The organism is Sorangium sp. So ce394, assembly GCF_051474665.1.
Classification (GTDB): Bacteria; Myxococcota_A; Polyangia; order Polyangiales; family Polyangiaceae; genus Sorangium; species Sorangium cellulosum_D.
In genome coordinates this window covers 2,605,504-2,625,564 of record NZ_CP150339.1, presented here as the reverse complement: position 1 = coordinate 2,625,564, position 20,061 = coordinate 2,605,504, and the positions used below count along the sequence as shown (strand labels likewise).

Annotated in this window: 13 protein-coding genes; 3 read left to right on the top strand and 10 right to left on the bottom strand. The window is 73.4% G+C overall.

Going from position 1 to position 20,061, the window contains the following annotated elements; translation table 11 throughout:
• Nucleotides 1-513: 513 nt before the first annotated feature.
• The 5 genes from mtnC to WMF33_RS09765 all read right to left on the bottom strand — a co-directional run bounded on the left by mtnC (nucleotide 514) and on the right by WMF33_RS09765 (nucleotide 4,795).
• Nucleotides 514-1,236 (bottom strand): acireductone synthase, encoded by a 723-nt coding sequence (gene mtnC, locus WMF33_RS09785; protein WP_437336899.1) that lies wholly within the window; start codon nucleotides 1,234-1,236, stop codon nucleotides 514-516.
• Nucleotides 1,233-1,775, bottom strand: a complete 543-nt coding sequence (locus WMF33_RS09780; RefSeq protein ID WP_020733945.1) for a 1,2-dihydroxy-3-keto-5-methylthiopentene dioxygenase — start codon at nucleotides 1,773-1,775, stop codon at nucleotides 1,233-1,235. The genes mtnC and WMF33_RS09780 overlap by 4 nt, the downstream gene beginning before the upstream one ends.
• Nucleotides 1,772-2,410, bottom strand: a complete 639-nt coding sequence (locus WMF33_RS09775; protein ID WP_437336898.1) for a methylthioribulose 1-phosphate dehydratase — start codon at nucleotides 2,408-2,410, stop codon at nucleotides 1,772-1,774. The genes WMF33_RS09780 and WMF33_RS09775 overlap by 4 nt, the downstream gene beginning before the upstream one ends.
• A gap of 124 nt (nucleotides 2,411-2,534) precedes the next feature.
• On the bottom strand, nucleotides 2,535-3,611 hold the full coding sequence (locus WMF33_RS09770) for a glycosyltransferase family 2 protein (RefSeq protein ID WP_437336897.1): 1,077 nt from the start codon (nucleotides 3,609-3,611) through the stop codon (nucleotides 2,535-2,537).
• A gap of 428 nt (nucleotides 3,612-4,039) precedes the next feature.
• Entirely contained in the window at nucleotides 4,040-4,795 is a 756-nt protein-coding gene (locus WMF33_RS09765; protein WP_437336896.1) for an SDR family oxidoreductase, read from the bottom strand.
• A 153-nt stretch (nucleotides 4,796-4,948) separates the two neighbouring features.
• On the opposite strand from WMF33_RS09765, the gene WMF33_RS09760 reads away from it, so the two are divergent.
• Nucleotides 4,949-5,707, top strand: coding sequence for a helix-turn-helix domain-containing protein (locus tag WMF33_RS09760; protein ID WP_437336895.1), 759 nt, complete (start codon nucleotides 4,949-4,951; stop codon nucleotides 5,705-5,707).
• 146 nt (nucleotides 5,708-5,853) lie between these two features.
• Here the strand turns inward: WMF33_RS09760 and WMF33_RS09755 are convergent, their stop codons facing one another.
• The 4 genes from WMF33_RS09755 to WMF33_RS09740 all read right to left on the bottom strand — a co-directional run bounded on the left by WMF33_RS09755 (nucleotide 5,854) and on the right by WMF33_RS09740 (nucleotide 14,155).
• Entirely contained in the window at nucleotides 5,854-7,278 is a 1,425-nt protein-coding gene (locus tag WMF33_RS09755; protein WP_437336894.1) for an RICIN domain-containing protein, read from the bottom strand.
• A gap of 242 nt (nucleotides 7,279-7,520) precedes the next feature.
• Nucleotides 7,521-9,050, bottom strand: a complete 1,530-nt coding sequence (locus tag WMF33_RS09750) for an RICIN domain-containing protein (protein WP_437336893.1) — start codon at nucleotides 9,048-9,050, stop codon at nucleotides 7,521-7,523.
• A 1,065-nt stretch (nucleotides 9,051-10,115) separates the two neighbouring features.
• Nucleotides 10,116-11,726, bottom strand: coding sequence for a protein kinase domain-containing protein (locus WMF33_RS09745; RefSeq protein ID WP_437336892.1), 1,611 nt, complete (start codon nucleotides 11,724-11,726; stop codon nucleotides 10,116-10,118).
• Nucleotides 11,723-14,155 (bottom strand): FecR domain-containing protein, encoded by a 2,433-nt coding sequence (locus WMF33_RS09740; RefSeq protein ID WP_437336891.1) that lies wholly within the window; start codon nucleotides 14,153-14,155, stop codon nucleotides 11,723-11,725. Before WMF33_RS09740 ends, WMF33_RS09745 begins: the two co-directional genes overlap by 4 nt.
• A gap of 68 nt (nucleotides 14,156-14,223) precedes the next feature.
• Here WMF33_RS09740 and WMF33_RS09735 point away from each other — a divergent pair, with 68 nt between their 5' ends.
• Both WMF33_RS09735 and WMF33_RS09730 read left to right on the top strand, forming a co-directional pair.
• The gene (locus tag WMF33_RS09735) at nucleotides 14,224-15,984 is read left to right on the top strand and encodes an OmpA family protein (protein ID WP_437336890.1); all 1,761 of its coding nucleotides are present in this window, start codon (nucleotides 14,224-14,226) and stop codon (nucleotides 15,982-15,984) included.
• Between the two features lie 24 nt (nucleotides 15,985-16,008).
• Nucleotides 16,009-17,859, top strand: coding sequence for an adenylate/guanylate cyclase domain-containing protein (locus WMF33_RS09730; protein WP_437336889.1), 1,851 nt, complete (start codon nucleotides 16,009-16,011; stop codon nucleotides 17,857-17,859).
• A gap of 27 nt (nucleotides 17,860-17,886) precedes the next feature.
• Here the strand turns inward: WMF33_RS09730 and WMF33_RS09725 are convergent, their stop codons facing one another.
• On the bottom strand, nucleotides 17,887-19,167 hold the full coding sequence (locus WMF33_RS09725) for a serine hydrolase domain-containing protein (protein WP_437336888.1): 1,281 nt from the start codon (nucleotides 19,165-19,167) through the stop codon (nucleotides 17,887-17,889).
• Nucleotides 19,168-20,061: the final 894 nt, after the last annotated feature.

Genomic DNA, 20,061 nt, shown 5'->3' with positions numbered 1-20,061 from the left:
TCCCAGCTCCGCCGCGAGCGCACCCACCAGCGCCGCGACCACGCCTCGGCATCCGCGGGCCTGCGTTCCTGGCTGGACGCGCGCCGATCGCCGGAGCGTCTCCCGGCGGAGATGTCTTTTCAGCCAAGCAGTGCGGCGGGAGAGAGCCACCGGAAGCGGCAATCCTTGTCACAGCGAGGTCGTCGCTCATCTCGCCTCCTCGCCCCCTCGCCCCCTCGCCCCCTCGCCCCCTCGCCCCCTCGCCCCCTCGCCCCCTCGCCCCCTCGACCGCCCCCATCCCCCCAACGGAACGAGCCAGCGGGGGAGGGCGTGCGGCGCGGGCGGGGGGCGGCGGGGCAGGCCCCCACAAACCCGAGCGCCGGCCCGCGGCGAAGCGATTCGCCCCCCGATCGCCTCACCCGTTCCCCTGGCCATAGCCACCAAAAGGCGCGAGTTTGTGGGACCGCCCCGCCGCCCCCCGCCCGCGCCGCACGCCCTCCCCCGCTGGCTCCGCCGCAGCCGGCGGGGCCTCCGTCACCGTTGCCCCGGCTCCACCGCGATCTCGTCGAACCGCTCCGCCGCCGCGTGCCGGCTCCCCGGCTCCCGCGCCGTCCCCGGCCGCAGCAGCTGCACCGTGCGCATCCCCGCCGCCGCCGCCGCGTCGAGCTCCGCCGTCACGTCGGACAGGAACAGCACCTCTCCCGGCTGCACCCCGAGCGCCTCCGCGATCCGCTGGTAAGCGCCCGACTCCCGCTTCGGCCCGGTCGTCGTATCGAAGAACGCCGTGAAGAGCCCTGTCAGGTCCCCGGATGTCGTGTGCTGGAACAGGAGCTTCTGTGCCTCGACCGACCCGGAGCTGAACACCGCGAGCGTCGCCCCGAGCTCCCGCCATCGCCGCAGCGCCGGCGCCACGTCCGCGTACACGTGGCTCCGGAGCCCGCCCGACTCGTACGCGCTGCGCCAGATCTTCCCCTGCAGCGCCTTCAGCGACGTCTCCTTGCGATCCTCGTCGATCCACGCGCGCAGCGCCGCCGCGAGCTCGCCGTCGCTCACCGCCTCAGCGGGCGCGCCTCGCTCGCGCGCGACCGCGCTCCGGGCCGCCTCGACCTCCGGGCTCCCGGCGTGCGCCGACACGTACGCGGCCAGGTCCCGGCGCGCCACCGAGAACAGCGTCTCGTGGACGAAGCGCACGTCCGTCGTGGTCCCCTCGATGTCGACCAGCACCGCCCGCGCGGGTTGGATCGACGCCGTGATCACGCCGCGAGCCTCGGGAAGCGCGACGCGATGTCCGACCCGGTGTGCTCGGCGACCCACCCCCTCGGATCGGAGAACCACCGGATGCAGGTGAACGACGGCGCAGGCCCCATGTCGAACCAGTGCCGCGTCCCGGCCGGAACGCTGATGAGGTCGCCCTTCTCGACCAGGAACGAGAGCACGCGCTCCCCCTGATGGATGCAGAACAGCCCGCGCCCCTCGACGAAGAAGCGCGCCTCGTCCTCGGTGTGGATGTGCTCGTCGAGGAACTTCCGCCGGAGCTCCGCGTGGTTCGGCGTGCTCGGGGAGACCGAGATCACGTCCGCCGTGACGAACCCGCACGCCTCGGAGAGCTGCTTCACCGGGCCGGCGTACGCCTCGAGGACCTGCTCCGGCGACGCCGACGGCGGCAGCGGGCGCTCGGCCGACCAGCGCTCGAAGCGGATCTGCGACGCGGCGGCGACGCGGGCGATGTCCTCGAGCGTCGTGTATTCCTCGGCCTTCGTCGGATCGCTCTCCCGGTACACCCGCAGCAGGCTCATGAGATGCTCCCTTCCAGCAGCGCGCAGTCGAGCATGAACTCGAGCGCCTCGATGTGGCGGATCGTATCCGCGATGTCCGCGCCCCAGGTGTAGAGCCCGTGGCCGGCGATGAGGTAGCCGTGCACCGGCGGGTGCGCCGACATGAACGCCTCGACGTCCTCGGCGAGCTTCCGGATGTCCTGCGTGTTGACGAAGACGGGGAGGAGCACCGCGCGGTCGTGCGTCGTCACGCCGGAGAGCGCCTTCGCCACCTCGTAGCCCGCGAGGGTCACGTATCCCTCCTGCGCGCACCGGCGCGAGAGCACCGTCGCGGCCCGCGAGTGGGTGTGCGCGACGGCGCCGATGGCGGCGGAGCGCCGGTAGAGCTGGCAGTGCAGCGCCGTCTCGGCCGACGGGCGGCTGGCGGACGGCCCGACCAGGCGGCCCTCGGCGTTGACGACCACGATGTCCGACGGGCCGAGCGCGCCCTTCGGCCGCCCGGACGCGGTGATCGCGATGGTGCCTTCGCCGAGCCGGGCGGAGAAGTTGCCGCTCGTGGCCGGCGTCCAGCCGCGCTCGTAGCACCAGCGGGACAGCTCGATGAGCTCGGCTGCGACCGAGGAGAACGAGGTCAACGACGTCCCGCGCGCGCTCACCGCGCGACCATACCAAAGCGAGCCCGGCCGATCAACGCGCCCCCCGGCGGCCCGAGCCGCGGAGTCCGGGACAGCCGCGCTCGGCGCGCGCCTGCCCCCGCGCGCCCCCGCGCGCCCTCGCGCGTCACGACGTCGGCAGGCGGCCCTCCGCGCGCCGTCCAGCGCGTTCGCGGGCGCCGCGGAGCAGGCCGGCCCAGAACCCGAGCCCGTGCGCCGCGTGCATTGCGGGGAAGATGGCGCAGAGCAAGGGGAAATCGCCGGGCGAGGCGCGCCGCGAGAGCCGGAGCGACTCCGCGATCACGAGCGCGGCGTACGCGAGCGACGCGAGCGCGAGCGCGGGTCGGACGGACGGCAGGAGGGCGGAAGCGAGGGCGAGCAGCGCGGCGGCGGTCACCAGGAAGAACGGCAGCATCGGCCGGAGCGACAGGAGCCTCCGGCGGCGGAGCAGGGTGCGGGCGCGCCCCTTGCCATAAGCGAAGTACTGCCGCGCGAGCGGCGGCAGGGACGATCGCGGGTAGTAGTACGCGACGATCTCCCGGGACAGGTAGACGGCGCCGCCGGCCTCGATGATGCGCTGGTTGAGCTCGGCGTCCTCGTTGGTGATCGCGTCCGGGTCGTACAGGCCGGCGATCTCGAACGCCTCGCGCCGGAAGGCGCCGTTGAAGACCGACTCGACGAAGCCCTCGCGCGAGGGGTCGCGGTAGGCCGAGCCGCCGACGCCGAGCGGGCTCGAGAGCGCCGCGCAGAGCGCCCGCTGAAAGCGGTTCCGGTGGCGCGCCCGCGCGGCGCCGCCCGCGTTGAGGGCGCCGGTCCTCCGGAGCGCGGCGACCGACGCGGCCACGTAGTCTTCGGCGTACTCGGCGTGCGCGTCCATCCGGACGATCACGTCGCCTCGCGCTCGGCCAATGCCGATGTTCATCGCCGCGGCCTGGATCCGGGCGGGGTTGTGGAGGAGCGTCACCCGCGGCTCCTCCGCCGCGACCCGGCCGACGATCTCCCGTGTCCTGTCGCTCGAGCCGCCGTCGACCACGAAGATCTCGAGGAGCTCGGGAGGATAACGCTGCTTCAGGGCGCAGCGGAGGACGTCCTCGATGTAGCGCTCCTCGTTGTAACAGGGAATGACGATGCTGCACCGCGGCCGCTCGGCGAGCGGGCGCAGCGAGAGGCGGCCCGAGAGGGGCGCGCTCGCCGATCGATCCATGAACTCCCCCCGTCTCTCTCGGGTCGAACCGACCCGACGCTGGACTGTGCGAGAGGCGGATACAAGCGCGGGGCCAGGAGGCGCCGCGGGGCCGACCGGAGCAACCTGTGCGGCGCGGGAGGGCCGAAGACGCCGGTGAGCAGGCCGCTGGGCTCGGGCTGCACACCGGCGGGCGAGGTCTTGCGGAGCTGCCCGCTCGCGAAGGTCCCTCATCGCCATCGGCCTCACCACCGACGAGGCGGTGAAGGATTACCTCCGGGGACGGTTGGCGTCGCTACAGGAGGACTGACGCGCGCGGAGCGACGTCCTCTGGGCCGCGGTAGATCCAGGTGCGTAGTCCGACGGACGTGACGGCTCGTCCCGGAGCGACGCTCCGGCCCAGTCTGGCGTGACGTGGACCGGAGCGTCGCTGGCGCGCGCTCGTCTCCTCACCAGGGGAGCGGCCCTGCGTCGTCCGAGAAGGTGCCAGTCGGTCCATCGGGGCCGAGCAGCGCGAGCCGCACCGGCTGGCGCGCGCCTTCGGCGACGGTGCGCGTCCCGCTGTGGTTGTTGAGATCGGTCGCGACGTAGCCGGGGCACACCGCGTTGACCTTGATCGGGGTGCCGGCGAGCTCGTGCGCGAACGCGATCGTCACCGCGTTGAGCGCGCTCTTCGACGGGCTGTACGCGACGCCGCCGACGCCGCGGTACGGCGTGGCGGGATCGCTCATCACGGTCATCGAGCCGAGGCTGCTCGACACGTTGACGATCCGCCCGGCAGGCGCCTCTCGGAGGAGCGGCAGCATCGCCTGGGTCACGGCGATCACGCCGAACACGTTGGTCTCGAACACCTCGCGCACGTCGGCGAGCGAGGCCACGCTCGGCCTCCCGCTCCGGGAGATCTCCTCGACCGTGACCCCGCTCTGCGCGCTGCCCTTGGCGATGCCAGCGTTGTTGACGAGGACGTCGAGCCGGCCGAGCTCGCGGCGGATCCGCGCTGCGGCGGCCGCGATCGAGTCGGCGTTCGTGACGTCGATCGCGATCGCGCGCGCGTCGCCCGCGATCTGCTTCGCCGCGGCCTCGCCGCGCGCGAGGTCGCGCGCGCCGACGAGCACCGTGTAGCCGCGCGCCGCGAGCTCCTTCGCGATCGCGTGGCCGATACCTTTGTTGGCCCCCGTGACGAGGGCGACGGGTTTGTCGTTCATGTCCCCTGGATAGCGACCGCCGCGGGCGCTGCCTTGGCGATTCTTGGCCGGTCGAGAGGGCGCCAAGAACGCCCAAGCCGGCGGCCAAGAGCGCCCAAGCCGGCGGCCAAGAATGCCCAAGCCGAGGGGGCGCGGCGGTCGTAGAATGGGGGCGTGACGACCCGTGCCGACGTCCTTCCTGTCCCCGTGCCCGGCGTGCGCGCCACGCGCTGGTCGACCGACGAGCTCTACGCCGGCATGAAGGAAACGTACGCGATCGGTCGCATCGAGGTCGGGCGCTCGGAGTGGTGGAGCCGCGGGAAGGTGTGGAGCTGCGGCCCGGGCTCGCTGCAGATCCTGCAGCCCGGCGACGTGCACCGCGACGTCTCGCGCGACGGCCCGGGCACGGGCCAGTGCGTCACGCTCTCGGCGCAGATGGTCGAGGGCGCGATCGGCAAGGTCTGCGTCCATACACAGCTCGCCGCCGATGACGAGCGGGGCGCGGCGTTCCACCGCCTGCATCACGCGGTGCGCGCCGGCGCCCATCGTCTCGAGATCGAGGCCGCGGTCGCCGAGGCGATCGCCGCGCTCGCGGCGCTCGGTGACGCGCAGCGCGAGCACACGCGACCGGTGCGCCGCGCGATCGAGCTCCTGCGAGAGCGGCTCGCCGAGCCGGTGACGCTCGACGACCTCGCCGCGCACGCCGGCCTCGACAAGTACCACCTGAGCCGCGCGTTTCGCGCGCAGGTCGGCATGTCTCCGTACGCGTACCTGACGCGGCTGCGGATCATGCGCGCGAAGGAGATGCTCGCCGCCGGCGTGAAGCCGCGCGACATCGCCCCGAAGGTCGGCCTGTACGACCAGAGCCAGCTCAACCGGCACTTCCGGCGCATCGTCGGCACCACGCCCGGCCAGTACGCGCGCAGCGCCTAGAGCGGCGGGCACCCGCTTCGGATACGGGCCCATCTCGGCGTTCTCGGTGCTCAGCGCAGTGGAGTGCGCCTGCGCGCCGAAAACGCCGATCTGGGCCCGTCTCCTGTGCGGGTGACCGCCGCTCTGCGAGCGTTCGGGGCGCGAGGTCAGAATTGCGAGAAGAAGTTCCAGATGGCCGAGCTCGCGAAGCTCGGCTGCTGGTGGTCACCGGCAAACTCGCAGCGGTGCACCGGGTAGCCCTCCCGGCACCCTTGATAGGCCACGCACGAGCTGGGGCCCACGGGGGTCGTCTCGGTGCTGCAGCCGTTCTTGCGCACGAAGACGTCGAGCGCCGCCCTTCCGGCCGAGATGGGGACGACGCTGTCGGACACGCCGTGCGACATCCAGACGGCGACGGGCTGGGTGTTGGACTGGTTGCAGCCGCTGTAGAGGGCGCCGGACATCGGCGCGATGGCTCGGAAGACGTCGGGCATGTCACAGCCGAGCGCGTTCGACATCATCCCCCCGAAGCTCCACCCGGTCGAGAAGACGCGGCTCTTGTCGACGCACAGGTTGGCTTCGAGGTGGTCGACCATGGCGCGGGCAAAGGCGATGTCGCGCCCGTTCGTGTTGGCCCAGCCGTTGTCGATGCCGTTCGGAGAGACGAAGATGGCGCTGCCGTTCGCCAGCGCCTTGAGCCCATAGTACCCGTTGTTCACGACGTCATTGGCCGAGCCGCCGCGCCAGTGCCAGCCGAACACCAGCCGGTACGCCTTGTTCGGGTCGTAGTTCGCCGGAATGTCGAGCACGTACTGGCGCGTGGTGCCGTTGACGTTGATGGTGCGGTTACCGCTGGCGAGGGAGGTGGGAATGCCGCAGCCGGCGCTGCGCGTGCCGCCGGTGCTGCCGCCGCCACCGGAGCCGCCGCCGCCGCCGCCGGAGCCGCCGCTGCCGCCGCTGCCGCCGGAGCCGCCGGTGCCGCTGGTGCTGCTGGTGCTGCTGGTGCTGCTGGTGCTGCCGGTCCCCGAGCCCACGGGCGTGAGCCGGAATTGCTGATTGGTGCCGCCGTTCGACGCCCATTGGATCACGGCGGTGCCGTCCGCGGTGCCGCGGCCGTAGACGTCCAGGGACTTGCCGCTGTGGCGCGCGGTGATGCGCACGACGCCGCTGGCGACGTCCGTGAACGACCACTGCTGGTTTTGCCCCGTCCAGCAGGAGTATTGCTGGACGGCGGCGCCGTCGCCGGTGGAGGCGCCCGTGACGTCCATGCACCGGTTGCTGTTGACGTTGCGGATGCGATAGTAGCCGCCGCCCGCCGACTCCATGCGGAACTGTTGCCGCGTCGAGCCGTTGCAGCTGGCGATCTGGATGGCCGCTCCATCAGCGGTGCTGCCCCCAGCCACCTGCACGCATTTCCCGCTCTGGACGCCGACGATCGTGTAGACCGCGTTCGTATCGACCGTGATGGCGCCCTCGAGCGAGCCGTTCTCCTCGATCTCGGCGTCGTACGCCCCGTCGGGGCCGACGACGCACGACACGGCGAGGACGCCCGTCGCCGCCGCAATCAAGCCCTGCTTGGTTCCGAACCTCATCTTGTCCTCCTCGTCCTGTCAAGGATGTGAAACTGCCATCTTCTCACTGCTCGACGCTGCCCTCGCGTGGGTCGGGGTCGCTCGCCGCGTGCTCAAGGCTCCCGAGCGGGCCGCCGCGTCGGCCACTGCCGCTGCGGATGAACGTAGAGACGCGCGCAGGGTGGATCGGTTCGCTCTGCGCGCGCCAGGGTCGGTCGAACCGCCTTGCTCCGAGGAGCAAGGCGGTTCGAGAGCGAGCCACACTAGGGCAGGTTGGCAGAAGAGATCTGCCAGGTCCTGTCGGTGCAGAAGCGGCAGTTCGGGCCGACGAGCATGCCCTTGCCGGTGGCCGATTCGTCGCCCTTGAGCCACCAGTTGAGCCACGCCAGGTTGACCTGAGTGAACTCGCCGCCGTTCCGGGCCCACAGATCGCCCCCGTGATCCGCGCCGACCTTGGCGAACATCATGACCGGGATATCACCCAGGGCGGCGATGTTCTGGAAGTCTCTCGCGCCGTTCTGGTTCGCACCCAGGCTATCCGCCGTGCCGGTGACGATCAACACGGGTGTGTGGATCGAGTTGTAGAACGACTGATTCGCCGAGAAGGAGCCGCTGCTCGTGTGTCCCCAGGTCGTCATCCTGGGATCTGCAGCGGTCCCCGCCGCCATCAAGCCGCCGCAGGAGAAGCCGTTCGCGGCGACCTTCGTGGTCTCGATTTTCTGGTAGTAGGCGCTGCAAGGCTTCTCATTCTGGGCGATCACCCAGTCGACGTAGCCGCGCAGCACCTCGCCTCCGCTCCCGAGGTCGCGGTTGGGCTGCGTGTTTCCCGGTGTCCCGTCCGCCACCACGAAGTAGCCATGCGAGGCGATTTCGGCCATGGCCGCTTGATTCGCGAGGCCGTCTCGCGAGCATCCGCCCTGCCCCCAGACGAAGATCGGATACTTGGTGGCTCCGCTGAGATCCGCCGGACGGAAGATGGTGCCCTGGTTGATGCCCGGGTCTGCATTCGTCTCGACGATCACCTGATGAGGGCCGCTCCCCGACACGTTTCGACCAGCCGGTCGCGACGCGGTGCACGTGCCGCCGGTGCCACCCCCGCCGCCGGTGCCGCCCCCTGCGCCGGTGCCGCCGGTGCCGCCGGTGCCGCCGCTGCCGCCGCTGCCGCCGGCGCCGCCGCTGCCGCCGCTGCCGCTGGTGCTGCTGGTGCTGCTGGTGCTGCCGGTCCCCGAGCCCACGGGCGTGAGCCGGAATTGCTGATTGGTGCCGCCGTTCGACGCCCATTGAATCACGGCGGTGCCGTCCGCGGTGCCGCGGCCGTAGACGTCCAGGGACTTGCCGCTGTGGCGCGCGGTGATGCGCACGACGCCGCTGGCGACGTCCGTGAACGACCACTGCTGGTTTTGACCCGTCCAGCAGGAGTATTGCTGGACGGCGGCGCCGTCGCCGGTGGAGGCGCCCGTGACGTCCATGCACCGGTTGCTGTTGACGTTGCGGATGCGATAGTAGCCGCCGCCCGCCGATTCCATGCGGAACTGTTGCCGCGTCGAGCCGTTACAGCTGGCGATCTGCATGGCCGCTGCATCAGCGGTGCTGCCTCCAGCCACCTGCACGCATTTTCCACTCTGGACGCCGACGATCGTGTAGACCGCGTTCGTATCGACCGTGATGGCGCCCTCGAGCGAGCCGTTCTCCTCGATCTCGGCGTCGTACGCCCCCTCGGGGCCGACGACGCACGACACGGCGAGGACGCCCGCCGCCGCCGCAAGCAAGCTCTGCTTGGTTCCGAATCTCATCCCGTTCTCCTCGTCCTGTTAAGTAAGTGAAACTGGAATCTTCTCACTGCTCAGCGCTGCCCTTGCGTGGGTCGGGATCGATCGCCGCGTGCTCAAGGCTCCCGAGCGGGCCGCCGCGCTGGCCATTGCCGCGCAGAGTGGATAAGTTCATCTCGCGTGCGCCAGGCAACACGATGAGGGTATCTATTGTTCCGGGCTGGCAGGCCCGTCAAGCCGATTGTGCATCGCGAGCGGGCCTGATCCTCATAAAGGTGCGATAAGCTCAGATGCGGAGTCATGATGGCAACTCGACGCCGACATGGGGCCGAGTGCTCGACGGGCGCGAGCGCCAGGCGCGCGAATCTCGTGCGAATCTGGTCGAAGATCGCCTGCGACCAGCGGGCCGCGCCGGCCGCGCCGGCCGCGCTCGGCATGCGAGCGCGCTCGAAAAGCTGTAGTGAGATGGACGGCTGGCGTCGCCGTACGACACGACCAGATGTTGATGGTGCAGCCCCCCGGAGAGGCCTGCTGCTGGACGGGATACGCCGGGTCGATCCCGGGGTTCCCGCCGCTGCCGGCTGCACCGAGGTCCCACCACGGCTGGGATCGTTGGTGCAACCAGGATCGCCACTGGCCAGGACCGGGATCCCAGCCGCGAGCGACATGACCGATCGCTACTTCACGACCGTCTCCTGGATGCGCATGACGGCCCTTCCGGAGCAAAGCAAAAGCATGATGACCGCTCGGCAGTGTGAGCGTTCACATGCGGGATGTCAACGTCGATCGACCAGCCCGCCGCTCGGCGATCGAGGCACGCGCTGCTGTGAGCATTCACAAATTCACCCAGCCAGCGCGCTCGCTTGCTGAGCCCGGCACGCATCCAGCTCTCCCCTGCTTCCGCGCTCAGCGTGGGCCCCGGTCACTCGGCATAGGCATTGGCGGGACCATGCTGCACGAGGAGAGACTGCAAGAGGCGCAAGGGGACAGAGATGGAATTTTATTCTTCTCCTCCCCGCGCCCCTTGCGCCCTCGCGGTCCTCTTCTCCATGAATCGATGCTTTGCCGAATTTCGGCATGAGCGGCGCGCTAGCGCCCGCGGCGCACCACCCGCGCGATCTTGCGCGACAGCACGTCCGGCGCGACCGGGTAGCGGACCACGTCCGCGGCGCCCGCAGCGACGAGCGCGTTCATCCGGTCCGAGGAGAGCCCCGCCGCGCACACGACGGCCCGCACGCCGGGCGCCGCGCGGCCGAGCGCCTCCAGCAGCGCGCACGCCGCCTCCACGTCCGCGCCCGCGTCGATCACGGCCACCCCGAGCCCCGACTCGACGAGCGCGGCGGCGTCGGCCACCTCGGTGAGGTGGATCCGCTGCGCGTCGAGCCCGATCTCGCACGCCTCGCTGAGCCCCTGGCCCGCCGGCGCGAGCCGGATCAGCCCGACGGCGCGCTCCGGCACGGGCGCGAGCGCCGCCGTCTCGCCGAGCGGCCAGGGCGGCGCGCGCTCGCCCCGCTCCCCGAGCGGCACGCCCGCCTTGCGCTCGGGCAGCCGGCGCGCCTCCGCCTCCCGCGACATCGCCTCGTCGAGCCGCGCCCGCGCCGCGGCGGCGCTCTCCGGCCGCCGCTCCGGCAGCTTCGCCAGCAGGTCCAGCCGGAGCCGCTCCAGGAGCGGCGGGACCGGCGGCGCCCCGGGCGGTCGAGCCAGCGGCGGCGGGATCGAGAACATGTGCATCGCCATGAGCTCGATCGCCGGCAGACCGGTGAACGGCGGCGACCCCTGCAAGAGCACGGTGAGAATACAGCCGCACGCGTAGAGATCGGTGCTCGGGCCCACGGCGAGCGAGCGGCACTGCTCGGGGCTCATGTACTCCGGCGTGCCGGCGACCATGTCGTTCGAGGTGAGCGTCGGGCCGGCGTCGAGCGGGTCGTCGAGGTGCGCCAGGCCGAAGTCGACGACCTTGGCGACGCGCTGCCCGTCCTGCTCGGCCAAGAGCACGTTCTCCGGCTTGAGATCGCGGTGCACGATGCCGCACGCGTGCGCGGCGCCCACGCCGTCGAGGATGTCCCCGAAGATCTCCGCCACCTCCGCGAGGTCCATGACCTCGCGCGACGCCCGGAGCCGCGCGGCGAGCGACTGCCCCTTGAGCAGCTCCATCACGAGGTAGATCTGCCCGTCCTCGCCGTCCTCGTCGCCCCCGAGGTCGAGCACCTTGACCACGTTCCGGTGCACGAGGCGCGAGGCGGCGCGCGCCTCGCGGAAGAACCGCCGCCGGCTCTCCGGGAGCAGCGCGATGTGCGGGTGCATCGTCTTGACCGCGACCGGAACGCCGAGCAGGACGTGCTCCGCCTCGTAGACCTCCCCCATCCCGCCGGCGCCGAGCAGCCGCACGAGGTTGTACTTGCCGCCGAGGACCCGCCCGACGCCGGCCCGCTGCGGCGGGCCGGCCTCCGGCACGTCCGAGGGGAGCGTCTCCGCGTCGGCCATGCGGCCGGTGCGCTGGTGCGGGTCGGGCACGAGCTGGGTGCCCGGGGCGCGCGCGCCCTTCAGCACCGTGCGGCCGGGGTCCCCGTCCGGCGGCCGGCGCGCGTCCCCGTCCGGCGGCCGGCGCGTGTCCCCGTCCGGCGGCCGGCGCGCGTCCCCGTCCGGTGGCCGGCGCGTGTCCCCGTCCGGCGGCCGGCGCGCGCCGTCGCCGCCGCTCACGGCGGCGCCTCGCGGAAGCCCACCGCGATCTGCGCCGTGACCGGGCCCTCGCCCGCCTCGCGCCACGGGCTCACCCGCACCGACAGCGCCCCGAACAGCGCGCCGCCCGCCTCCGCGCCCGCCGACAGCCCGCCGAGCACGTCGTTCGCCCCGTCGTCCCGGTGGACGAGGTGCAGATCCAGCGCGCCGTGCAGCCGGAGCCACGGCGCAGCGTCGGCCGCCGCGCCCGCCAGCAGGAAGCCCTGCGACGGCGGCGCGGCCGGCGCGCCGCCGCCCTCGCCGCCCGCCGCGCCGCCCTCGCCGCCCGCAGCGCCCTCCCCGCCGCCCCCCGCGCGGATGCGGAGGCCCGCGTCGACCACCCACGTGAGCCGGCCCGCCGCGCCGCCGAGCGCGACCCCGGGCTCGATGCGGACCGGCGGGCCCCCGTCGGCCAGGGGCACGCCCAGGCGGAGCGTGGGGCCGAGCTCGAGCGCCGAGCGGTCGAGGCGCACGGCCCGGAAGCGCGCGCCGAGCCAGCCGGCGCTGCCCACCCCCTCGCCGTCGCCGGCGGGGTTCGAGCGCAGCGCGGCGTCGAGCCCCAGCGGCCCGATGGCGCCGCTCGCGCGCACCTGCCCCGCCGCGACCCAGCCGCCCCCGGCGCGCACCGCGGCCGCGCCCACGGCCACCACGGCGGGCGGCGTGGGCCCGAGCCAGAGCGCGTCCGCCGCCGCGGTCACCGGCAGGAGCGGGAGGTACGCGCCCAGCACGGGCGCGGCCGGCGGCGCCGGGACCGCGGCGCGCGCCGGCCCCGGCTCGGCCGGCAGCTCGACGTCGCTCGTGCCCAGCACGCCGCCGCGGCCGTCCGCGACGTCGAGCCGGACGCGCAGCGGCGCGCCGGGGCGCGTCGCCTCCGGGGGCAGCGGGATCCGCGCGGTCAGCGCGCCGCCCCGCTCGTCGCCGGTCAGCGCGGCGGAGCGCGCCCCGCCCGGCAGGTGGGCGACGATCCGCGGCGCCACCCGCCGCGCGACGTCGACCCCCGCGACCCCGTCGAGCGCCACCCGGGCCTCGAGCGCCGGCCCGCCCGCGGTCGCCACGCGCGCCGCCTGGATCGACGCGCCCACCGCCGTGTACCGGACCGGGAGCGACGTCACCGCGTCGGGCCGACGCTCCGCCTCGGCGCTGCCCCGCTCGCGCAGCCGCAGCTCGCGCGGGGCGCGCTGGAGGAGGTCGATGCGCTCGGGGACGGGGCCGAACGGCCCGTCGTCGAGCGAGAGCTCGAGCGCGGGCGACGGCGTGAGCTCGACGATCCCGTACGGGTTCGCGGTGATCTCCCGCGCCGCCGGGGCGACGCCCCCGGAGACGCGCGCGGCGACGAGGTGGAACCGGCGCACCGCGCCGACGCCCAGGTACTCTTCCCGATCGATGACCCGGACCCGGAGGAAATAGGCGCCGGCCGGCATCTTCTCCGCGCGGAAGGACACGACGTCCGGCTTCACCTCCTCGCGGACGACGAGGTCGTTGAGCTCCGGGTCGCGCGCGACCTCGACGCGGTAGCCGGCCGCCCCGGGCGCCGGCTTCCACGACGCCGACAGGACGCCGAGCCCCGCCGGGGCGAGCGCGATCGGCGCGACGTCCGCGGTCGTCCACTCGGGCGGCGGCGGCAGCGGCCGCGGGCGCGCGGGCGGCGCCCTGTCCGAGAAGCGGGTGCCATGGTCCTTCGGGACCACGACGGAGACGCCGCCCGAGCTGACCCCCGTCTTGCCGTCGAACACCGCGACCGTCGTCCGCTCCCCGCGCCGCTGCACCACGGTGTCCCGCGACGACGCGCTCACCCGGCCGCCCCCGCCCGTGGCGACCTCGACCGACTGGCCGCGCAGCGCGGCGAGCGCGGCTTTCACCTCGCCGTCCGCGAGCTCCACGGCCGCGGGCGGCGTCTTCGATACCCGCGTTCGGCTCGCCGTACCGTAGATGACGACGAGCGTATTGGGCGCGAGCAGCACCCGAGTCCGATCCACAAACTCGATGTCTGCCCGCCCCTCATCGAGCGTGTTGACGCTCGAGTTCGCGACGAGGGGCATCCCCGGCGCCGCGGGCGCCCAGCCGCCGCCCGCGGCCCGCGCGCGCACGTCCGGGTGCATCGCCCGGATCTTCGCGTCGGGGATGGACGTCACCTCGGCGGGGAGCACCAGCGTGAGGCCCTCCGCGAGCGCCGTGCCCGGGCCGCACGCGACGCGGTTATATCGCTGGATCAACCCAACATGCCTGGACGAGCCGTAGAGGACCTCTGCGATGTGGTCGCACGTCTCTCCGCGCTGCACGCCCCATTGGATGACCGCCTCTGGATATCCCGGCGTCGGCTCTTTGGCGCTCGACGCGCCGACGTAACCAACGTGGCTGGCACAACCGAGGAGCACCGCGATAGCGACGGACTGGCCACTTGACGATGCCACGCCCGGCGCACGCTACCGGATCGAGATCGGCGTTGCAAGAGACCAGGCAATGGGATACGAGCAGACCGATGGCGTTTTGGTCGGCGCGCGCCATCGCGCCCCTCCTGGCCTCCCCGCTGCTCGTCGCGGCCGCCTCGGCTTCCATGCCGGCCGCGGCGCAGGAGGCCACCGCGCTCGACAGGCTCGCTCCCGCGCCCGCGGGCGACGGGCTAACCACTGTCCCTTCTGCCGGCGTATCGGGCGAGCTCCGGCCGGCGGTCGGACTGCTGTTTTCCTATTCTCATCAACCGCTCAGCCTGCGCGGGACGGCGCCCGCCGGCGCGGTCGCGTGGGTGGACCGGCAGGCGATCCTCCATGCGCTCGCGAGCGTGGAGCTCTTCGGGCGGGTCAAGCTCGACCTCGACGCCCCGTTCGTGCTGGATCAGGGCGGCGCGTCCGGCGCGCTGGGGGACGTCCGCGTCACGGCGCCCGGCGGCGGCGCCGCGCTCGCCGATCTCCAGGTGGGCGGCCGGGTGGCGCTCCTGCCGCAGGAGGGGCTCTGGCCGGCGGCGGCGCTCGGGCTCTCGGTCTGGCTGCCGACCGGCGACGCGGCCTTCGCCGGCGCGGGCGCCGCGCGCTACGCGCCGCGGGTGATCGTGGGGGCGGAGCACCCGGGCTTCCGCTGGTCGGCCGCGGCGGGGGGCCGGTTCCAGCCGGCCTCGGCGGACAGCCTGACCGGGAGCGAGGTGTTCTTCGCCGCGGGCGCCGGCGTCCGCAAGGGCCCGCTGCAGCTCGGGTCGGAGCTCTCCGTGTGGGCGGCCGCCGGCGAGGCGTCGGCGCTCCGGGTGCCGGGCCGCGCGGGGGCGGAGCTCCTGCTCACCGCGCGCTGGTCGCTCGGCCCGCTCACGCTGGACGCGGGCGCCGGCCCCGGCTTCGGGCGGCTGCCCGGCACGCCCAAGGCGCGCTTCTTCGCGGCGATCGGCGTCGCCGCGGACGCCCTGCCGGCGCCGTCCTCGGCCGCGCCTCGGGCCCCCGCGGGCGCGCCTGCGGCCGCGGACGGCGGCCGCGGCGCCGCGCGCGCGCCGGCTCCGGCCGCCGATCTCGACGGGGACTCGGTCCCCGACGCGGAGGACGCGTGCCCCCGGGTCATCGGCGAGGCGCGCCCGCCGGCCGCGGCGGGGGCTCGGCAGGCGTTCCGGCGCGGCTGCCCGGCGGATCGGGACGACGACGGGATCTACGACGTCGACGATCGCTGCCCGGACGAGCCGGGGGTGAGCAGCGCCGCGGCCGACGGCGCGCCCGGGGGCGCGGGGGCCCGGCCGACGTCGAGGCACGGCTGCCCTGCGGACACGGACGGCGACGGCATCCCCAACGCGGCGGACGCCTGCCCCTACGAGCGCGGCAAGCCGAGCGAGGACCGCGCGACGCACGGCTGTCCGTTCGCGGTGCGCATCGAGGGCTCGCAGATCGTCATCCTGCAGCAGGTCCAGTTCCCGACCGGCAGGGCCGAGATCGAGCCGGAGAGCTTCGAGCTGCTCGCCGAGGTCGCGGCGGTCCTCGAGGAGCACCCCGAGATCGCGCGGGTCGCGGTCGACGGCCACACGGACAACCAGGGCACCGACCAGGGGAACCTGCGGCTCTCGCAGCGCCGCGCGCTCGCCGTGGTCGCGTGGCTGACCGCGCACGGCATCGACGCCCGCCGCCTCGAGGCGCGCGGCTTCGGCGCGCGCCGGCCCCTCGCCGACAACCGCACCCCCGACGGCCGGGCCAGGAACCGCCGGGTGGAGTTCCAGATCCGCAAGCGCACGGACGAGGGCGCGGCCGGCTGGAAGGACGGCCCCCTTGAGTGATCCGGCGCGCGCCGGGGGCGCCGCGTGAGGGCGCTCTCGCTCAAGGCGAAGGCGATCGCGCTGTTCGCGGGGATCGCGCTCGTCCCCGTGGCCGTCGCCGTCACGCTCCTCGCCGACGTGAACCGGCGCGCCGTGCGGACGTCCGAGGAGGCCTTGCAGGCGGCGATCCTCTCCGAGGTGGCCTCGGTCTCGATCCAGCTCGTCCGGGACGTCGAGAGCGACGTCGTCGCGGCGGCGGCCATCTTCGGTCATGCCGCGGGCGGCGCGATCCGGGACGAGGATGCGGTCGCGTCGGTGCGCGCCCTCGTCGCGACGCGCGCGCTTGTCGACGCGGTGCGGCTCGAGGTGCCCGACGCGGGGATCGGCACCGTGATCCGCAAGGCCTCGTCCGGCGCGGACGTCCCCGCGGCGCCAGCCGCGCTGCGCCGGCTCGCGGACGAGCGCGGGGTCGGCTTCGGCGTGGTCGGTCCGGCGCGGGGCCTCCTCGTGGCCCGCGTGCGGTCCTCCGGCGGGGCGGGCGCCGCCGGCGCGGCCGATGCGCCCGCCGGCGCGGCCGACGCGCCCGCCGGCGCGGCCGATGCGCCCGCCGGCGCGGCGCCGCCTTCCCCGGCCGGCCCTGCCGGCTACGTGGTCGCGGAGGTGGCGCTCGACGCGCTCGGGCGCGATCTCGCGGCGATCGCCGCGCGCCGCTTCGGCGGCCGCGAGGTGCGCTTGCTCATCGCGGGCCACGATCGCCGGGCGATCGCGGCGTTCGGCGTGCCGGGCGCGGCGCCGGGCGCCGACGTCTCGGCCTTGCCGCTCTGGGGCAAGCTCCCGCCGGGCGCGGTGTGGACCGACAAGATCAGCGTGCTCGGCCCGCACGACGAGGGCGGCCAGCGGATGATCGGCGCCATCGAGACGCTCCCCGACCTCGGCTGGGCGGTCGCGATCTGGCGCCCGGAGCCGGTGGCCTTCGCCGCGCTCGACGAGATGCGGCGCCGCGGCCTCGGGGTCGCCGCGGGCGCGCTCGCCCTCGCGCTCGTCCTCGCGGTCTTCACCGCCCGCCACGTGACGCGCCCGGTCCTCCACCTCGTCGCGCAAGCGCGGCTCATCGGCGCCCGGCGCTGGCGCGAGATCGCGCTCGGCGACGGGCTCCGCGGGCGGCGCGACGAGATCGGCGAGCTCGCCGCCTCGCTCGGCCGCATGGCCGCGGATCTCGAGCAGGGCGAGGCCGAGATCGCGCGGGAGGCGAAGCTCCGCGGCGATCTCGGCCGGTTCATGGACAAGGCCGTCGTCGACGCGATCGTGCGGGGCGAGCACCCGCTCGCGCTCGGCGGCAAGCGGGCGGCGGTGTCGGTGCTCTTCGCCGACGTTGTCGGCTTCACGCCGCTCGCCGAGTCGCGCGACGCCGAGCGCATGGTCGCCCTCCTCAACGAGCTCTTCTCGATGCTCACCGAGATCGTGTTCCGGCACGGGGGCACGGTCGACAAGTTCATCGGCGACTGCGTCATGGCCGTCTGGGGCGCCCCGCTCGCGCAGGCGGATCACGCGCGGCGCGCGCTCGCGGCCGCGGAGGACATGATGCGCTTCCTCGAGACGGCGAACGAGGAGTGGCGCGAGCGATACGACGTCGAGGTCCGCCTCGGCATCGGCGTGAACTCCGGAGAGGCGATCGTGGGCAACGTCGGCTCCGACAAGCGGATGGAGTACACGGTGATCGGCGACGTGGTGAACGTCGCCTCGCGGCTCGAGGCGATCGCGGCGCCGAACCAGGTGCTGGTCTCGGAGGCCACCCGGTCCCTCGCCGGCGACGCCTTCCCCCTGCGCGCGCTGGGCGAGCGCAACCTCACCGGGCGCAAGACGACCACGGCCGTCTACGCGCTCGACCCGGACTGACGCTCGCCCGGCGCGCCCGCGGGGCGCTCAGCCGTGCACCGCGTTGATGATGCCGTCGAAGAACTCGGCGCAGCCGATGGCGTCGAGCATCCGGCTCCAGCCGATGTCGTCGAACGGCTGCGGCAGGCCGTGGTTGGTCAAGAGGACGCCGATGATCTTGAGATCCGGATCGACCCACACGAACGTCCCGGCGCCGCCCGCCTTGCCGTACGCGCGCGGCGACAGGCGCATGCCGCCGTTCGAGAAGCGCCTCGTCCAGAGCTCCCAGCCGAGGCCCTTCGGGGTGAAGAGCAGGTTGTTGATGGGCGAGGTGTCGGTCGCCGCCGCCGTCACCTGGGGCGTGTTGTTCTTCTTCATCTTTCGCACGAGGTCGGGCCGCAGGACCTCGGCGCCGCCGTAGGCGCCCCCGTTCATGATCATCTGGCAGAACACCGCGATGTCCATCGCCGTGGAGAAGACGCCGTCACACCCGGTGACGCCGCCCAGCGCGAAGTCCTGCTCGTCCTGCACCTCGCCGCGGACGACGTAGCCCCGGAGGGGCGAGTACCCCGTGGCCGCGATGCGCTCGAGCAGCTCCGGGGGTGGGCAATACATCGTGTCGTTCATGCCGAGAGGCTCCCAGATCCGGGCGCGCGCGACGGCGTCCAGATCGTCCCCCGCGGCGGCCTCGATCATGCGCCCGAGGAGGCGGTACGTGAGATCGCTGTAGAGCACGGACGTGCCCGTCGCGTACTCGAGCGGCGTCTCGGCCATGATGCGCCACGCGGTCTCGTCGTCCGGCTCGTCCAGGCACTGGTTGTCCATCGGCAGGCCGGCCGAGTAACGGAGCATGTCGTAGACGGAGATGCCCCCCTTTCCGTTGGCGGCGAACTCCGGCAGGTAGCTGGCCACCGGATCGCTCAGCTCGATCACCCCCTCCTGCACGAGCGCGAGCGCCGAGGCGGCCGTCGAGAGCACCTTGGTCATCGATTGCAGGTCGAAGATCGTGTCGAGCGTCACCGGCTCGTCCGCGCCGGCGACCTTGCTCCCGAAGGCCCGGTGCCCCACGACGACCCCGTTCCGCGCGACCAGCGCGGTGGCGCCGGGGAACAGGCCCTCGCTCACCCGGCGTTGAATCCGTGCGAACACGTCCTCGAGCCGTTCGGAGCTCATGCTCACGTCCTCGGGCTGCCCCGGGGTGAGCGTGGTGCAGGTGGCGCCTCTCCACGGGTCCGAGCCGAGCGCGGGCGCCGCGGCGGCGACCGCGGCGAGCTGGGTCATCCCTTGCAAGAAGTGCCTGCGGTTGAACGCTCGTCGTTGATCGATCATGGCTCTTCCCAACCTTGCTTTCATAAGGAACGAATGGTTCCACGGTGTCGCCTCGGCGGCGCCGGGCGCATTCAACGTGGGCGTCTGTCGCGAGGAGTCGCAATTTACACGCCAGCGTTGCCTGTTTTCTTCCCCTCCTGCTGCATCGCCGACGAGATCGACTATCTCGCTGCCTTTTCAGCCGAGCGGCTGGGCGCGTCTCTGCCATTTGGGTTGGCACGGCGGCAATCGAAGCGCAATCGATTGCGGGATGACGCAAGCCGATGTGCGCTCCCCGCGACATCCAGGACGCCCCTGGAGGAGCGTGGACGAATGGACAGCACGTTTTCGACCGCGCTTCGAGGCGACGGCGGACACCGCGTTCGGGCGTCGCTCCACGGGCGCGCATCGCCTCCGGGCGGCGCGCCCGAGCGGCTCGATCGACGCGGACGTCGCCTCTCGAGGTGCGCGCCACGACGTCAGGCGGCCAGCGCGAGAGGAGACCTCCACGCGAGCTGGGTCGAGGGCGGCCCCGCGATCTGCCCGCTACCGCATCTGCCGCCCATTCGCCGATTCCGATCTGTCTTTTGCCAGCCAGCCCTCGTCGTCGAGTGGATGGTTTAGAGAGCAGCATTACGGATTCGGCGCGATGGCAGGATACCGACGGAGCTTCCCTGTCGCGACGCCGCCGCGCGCCGCGATACCCTCTGTCCTTTCCCATCTCGGGACGGGCGGGTGACCCGCCCTCACCGAGCGCGCGGCTCCCCGGCCCGCCGGTGCGCCAGGATCGAGCCGCGCCAGCGACGCCGGTGCTCCGCGGTCGCGTCTGCATGCTCCGGCGTGCACCTGCGGGTCTCCGCATGCACCTGCGGGCCAGGGCATGCACCTGCGGGCCAGGGCATGCACCTGCGGGCC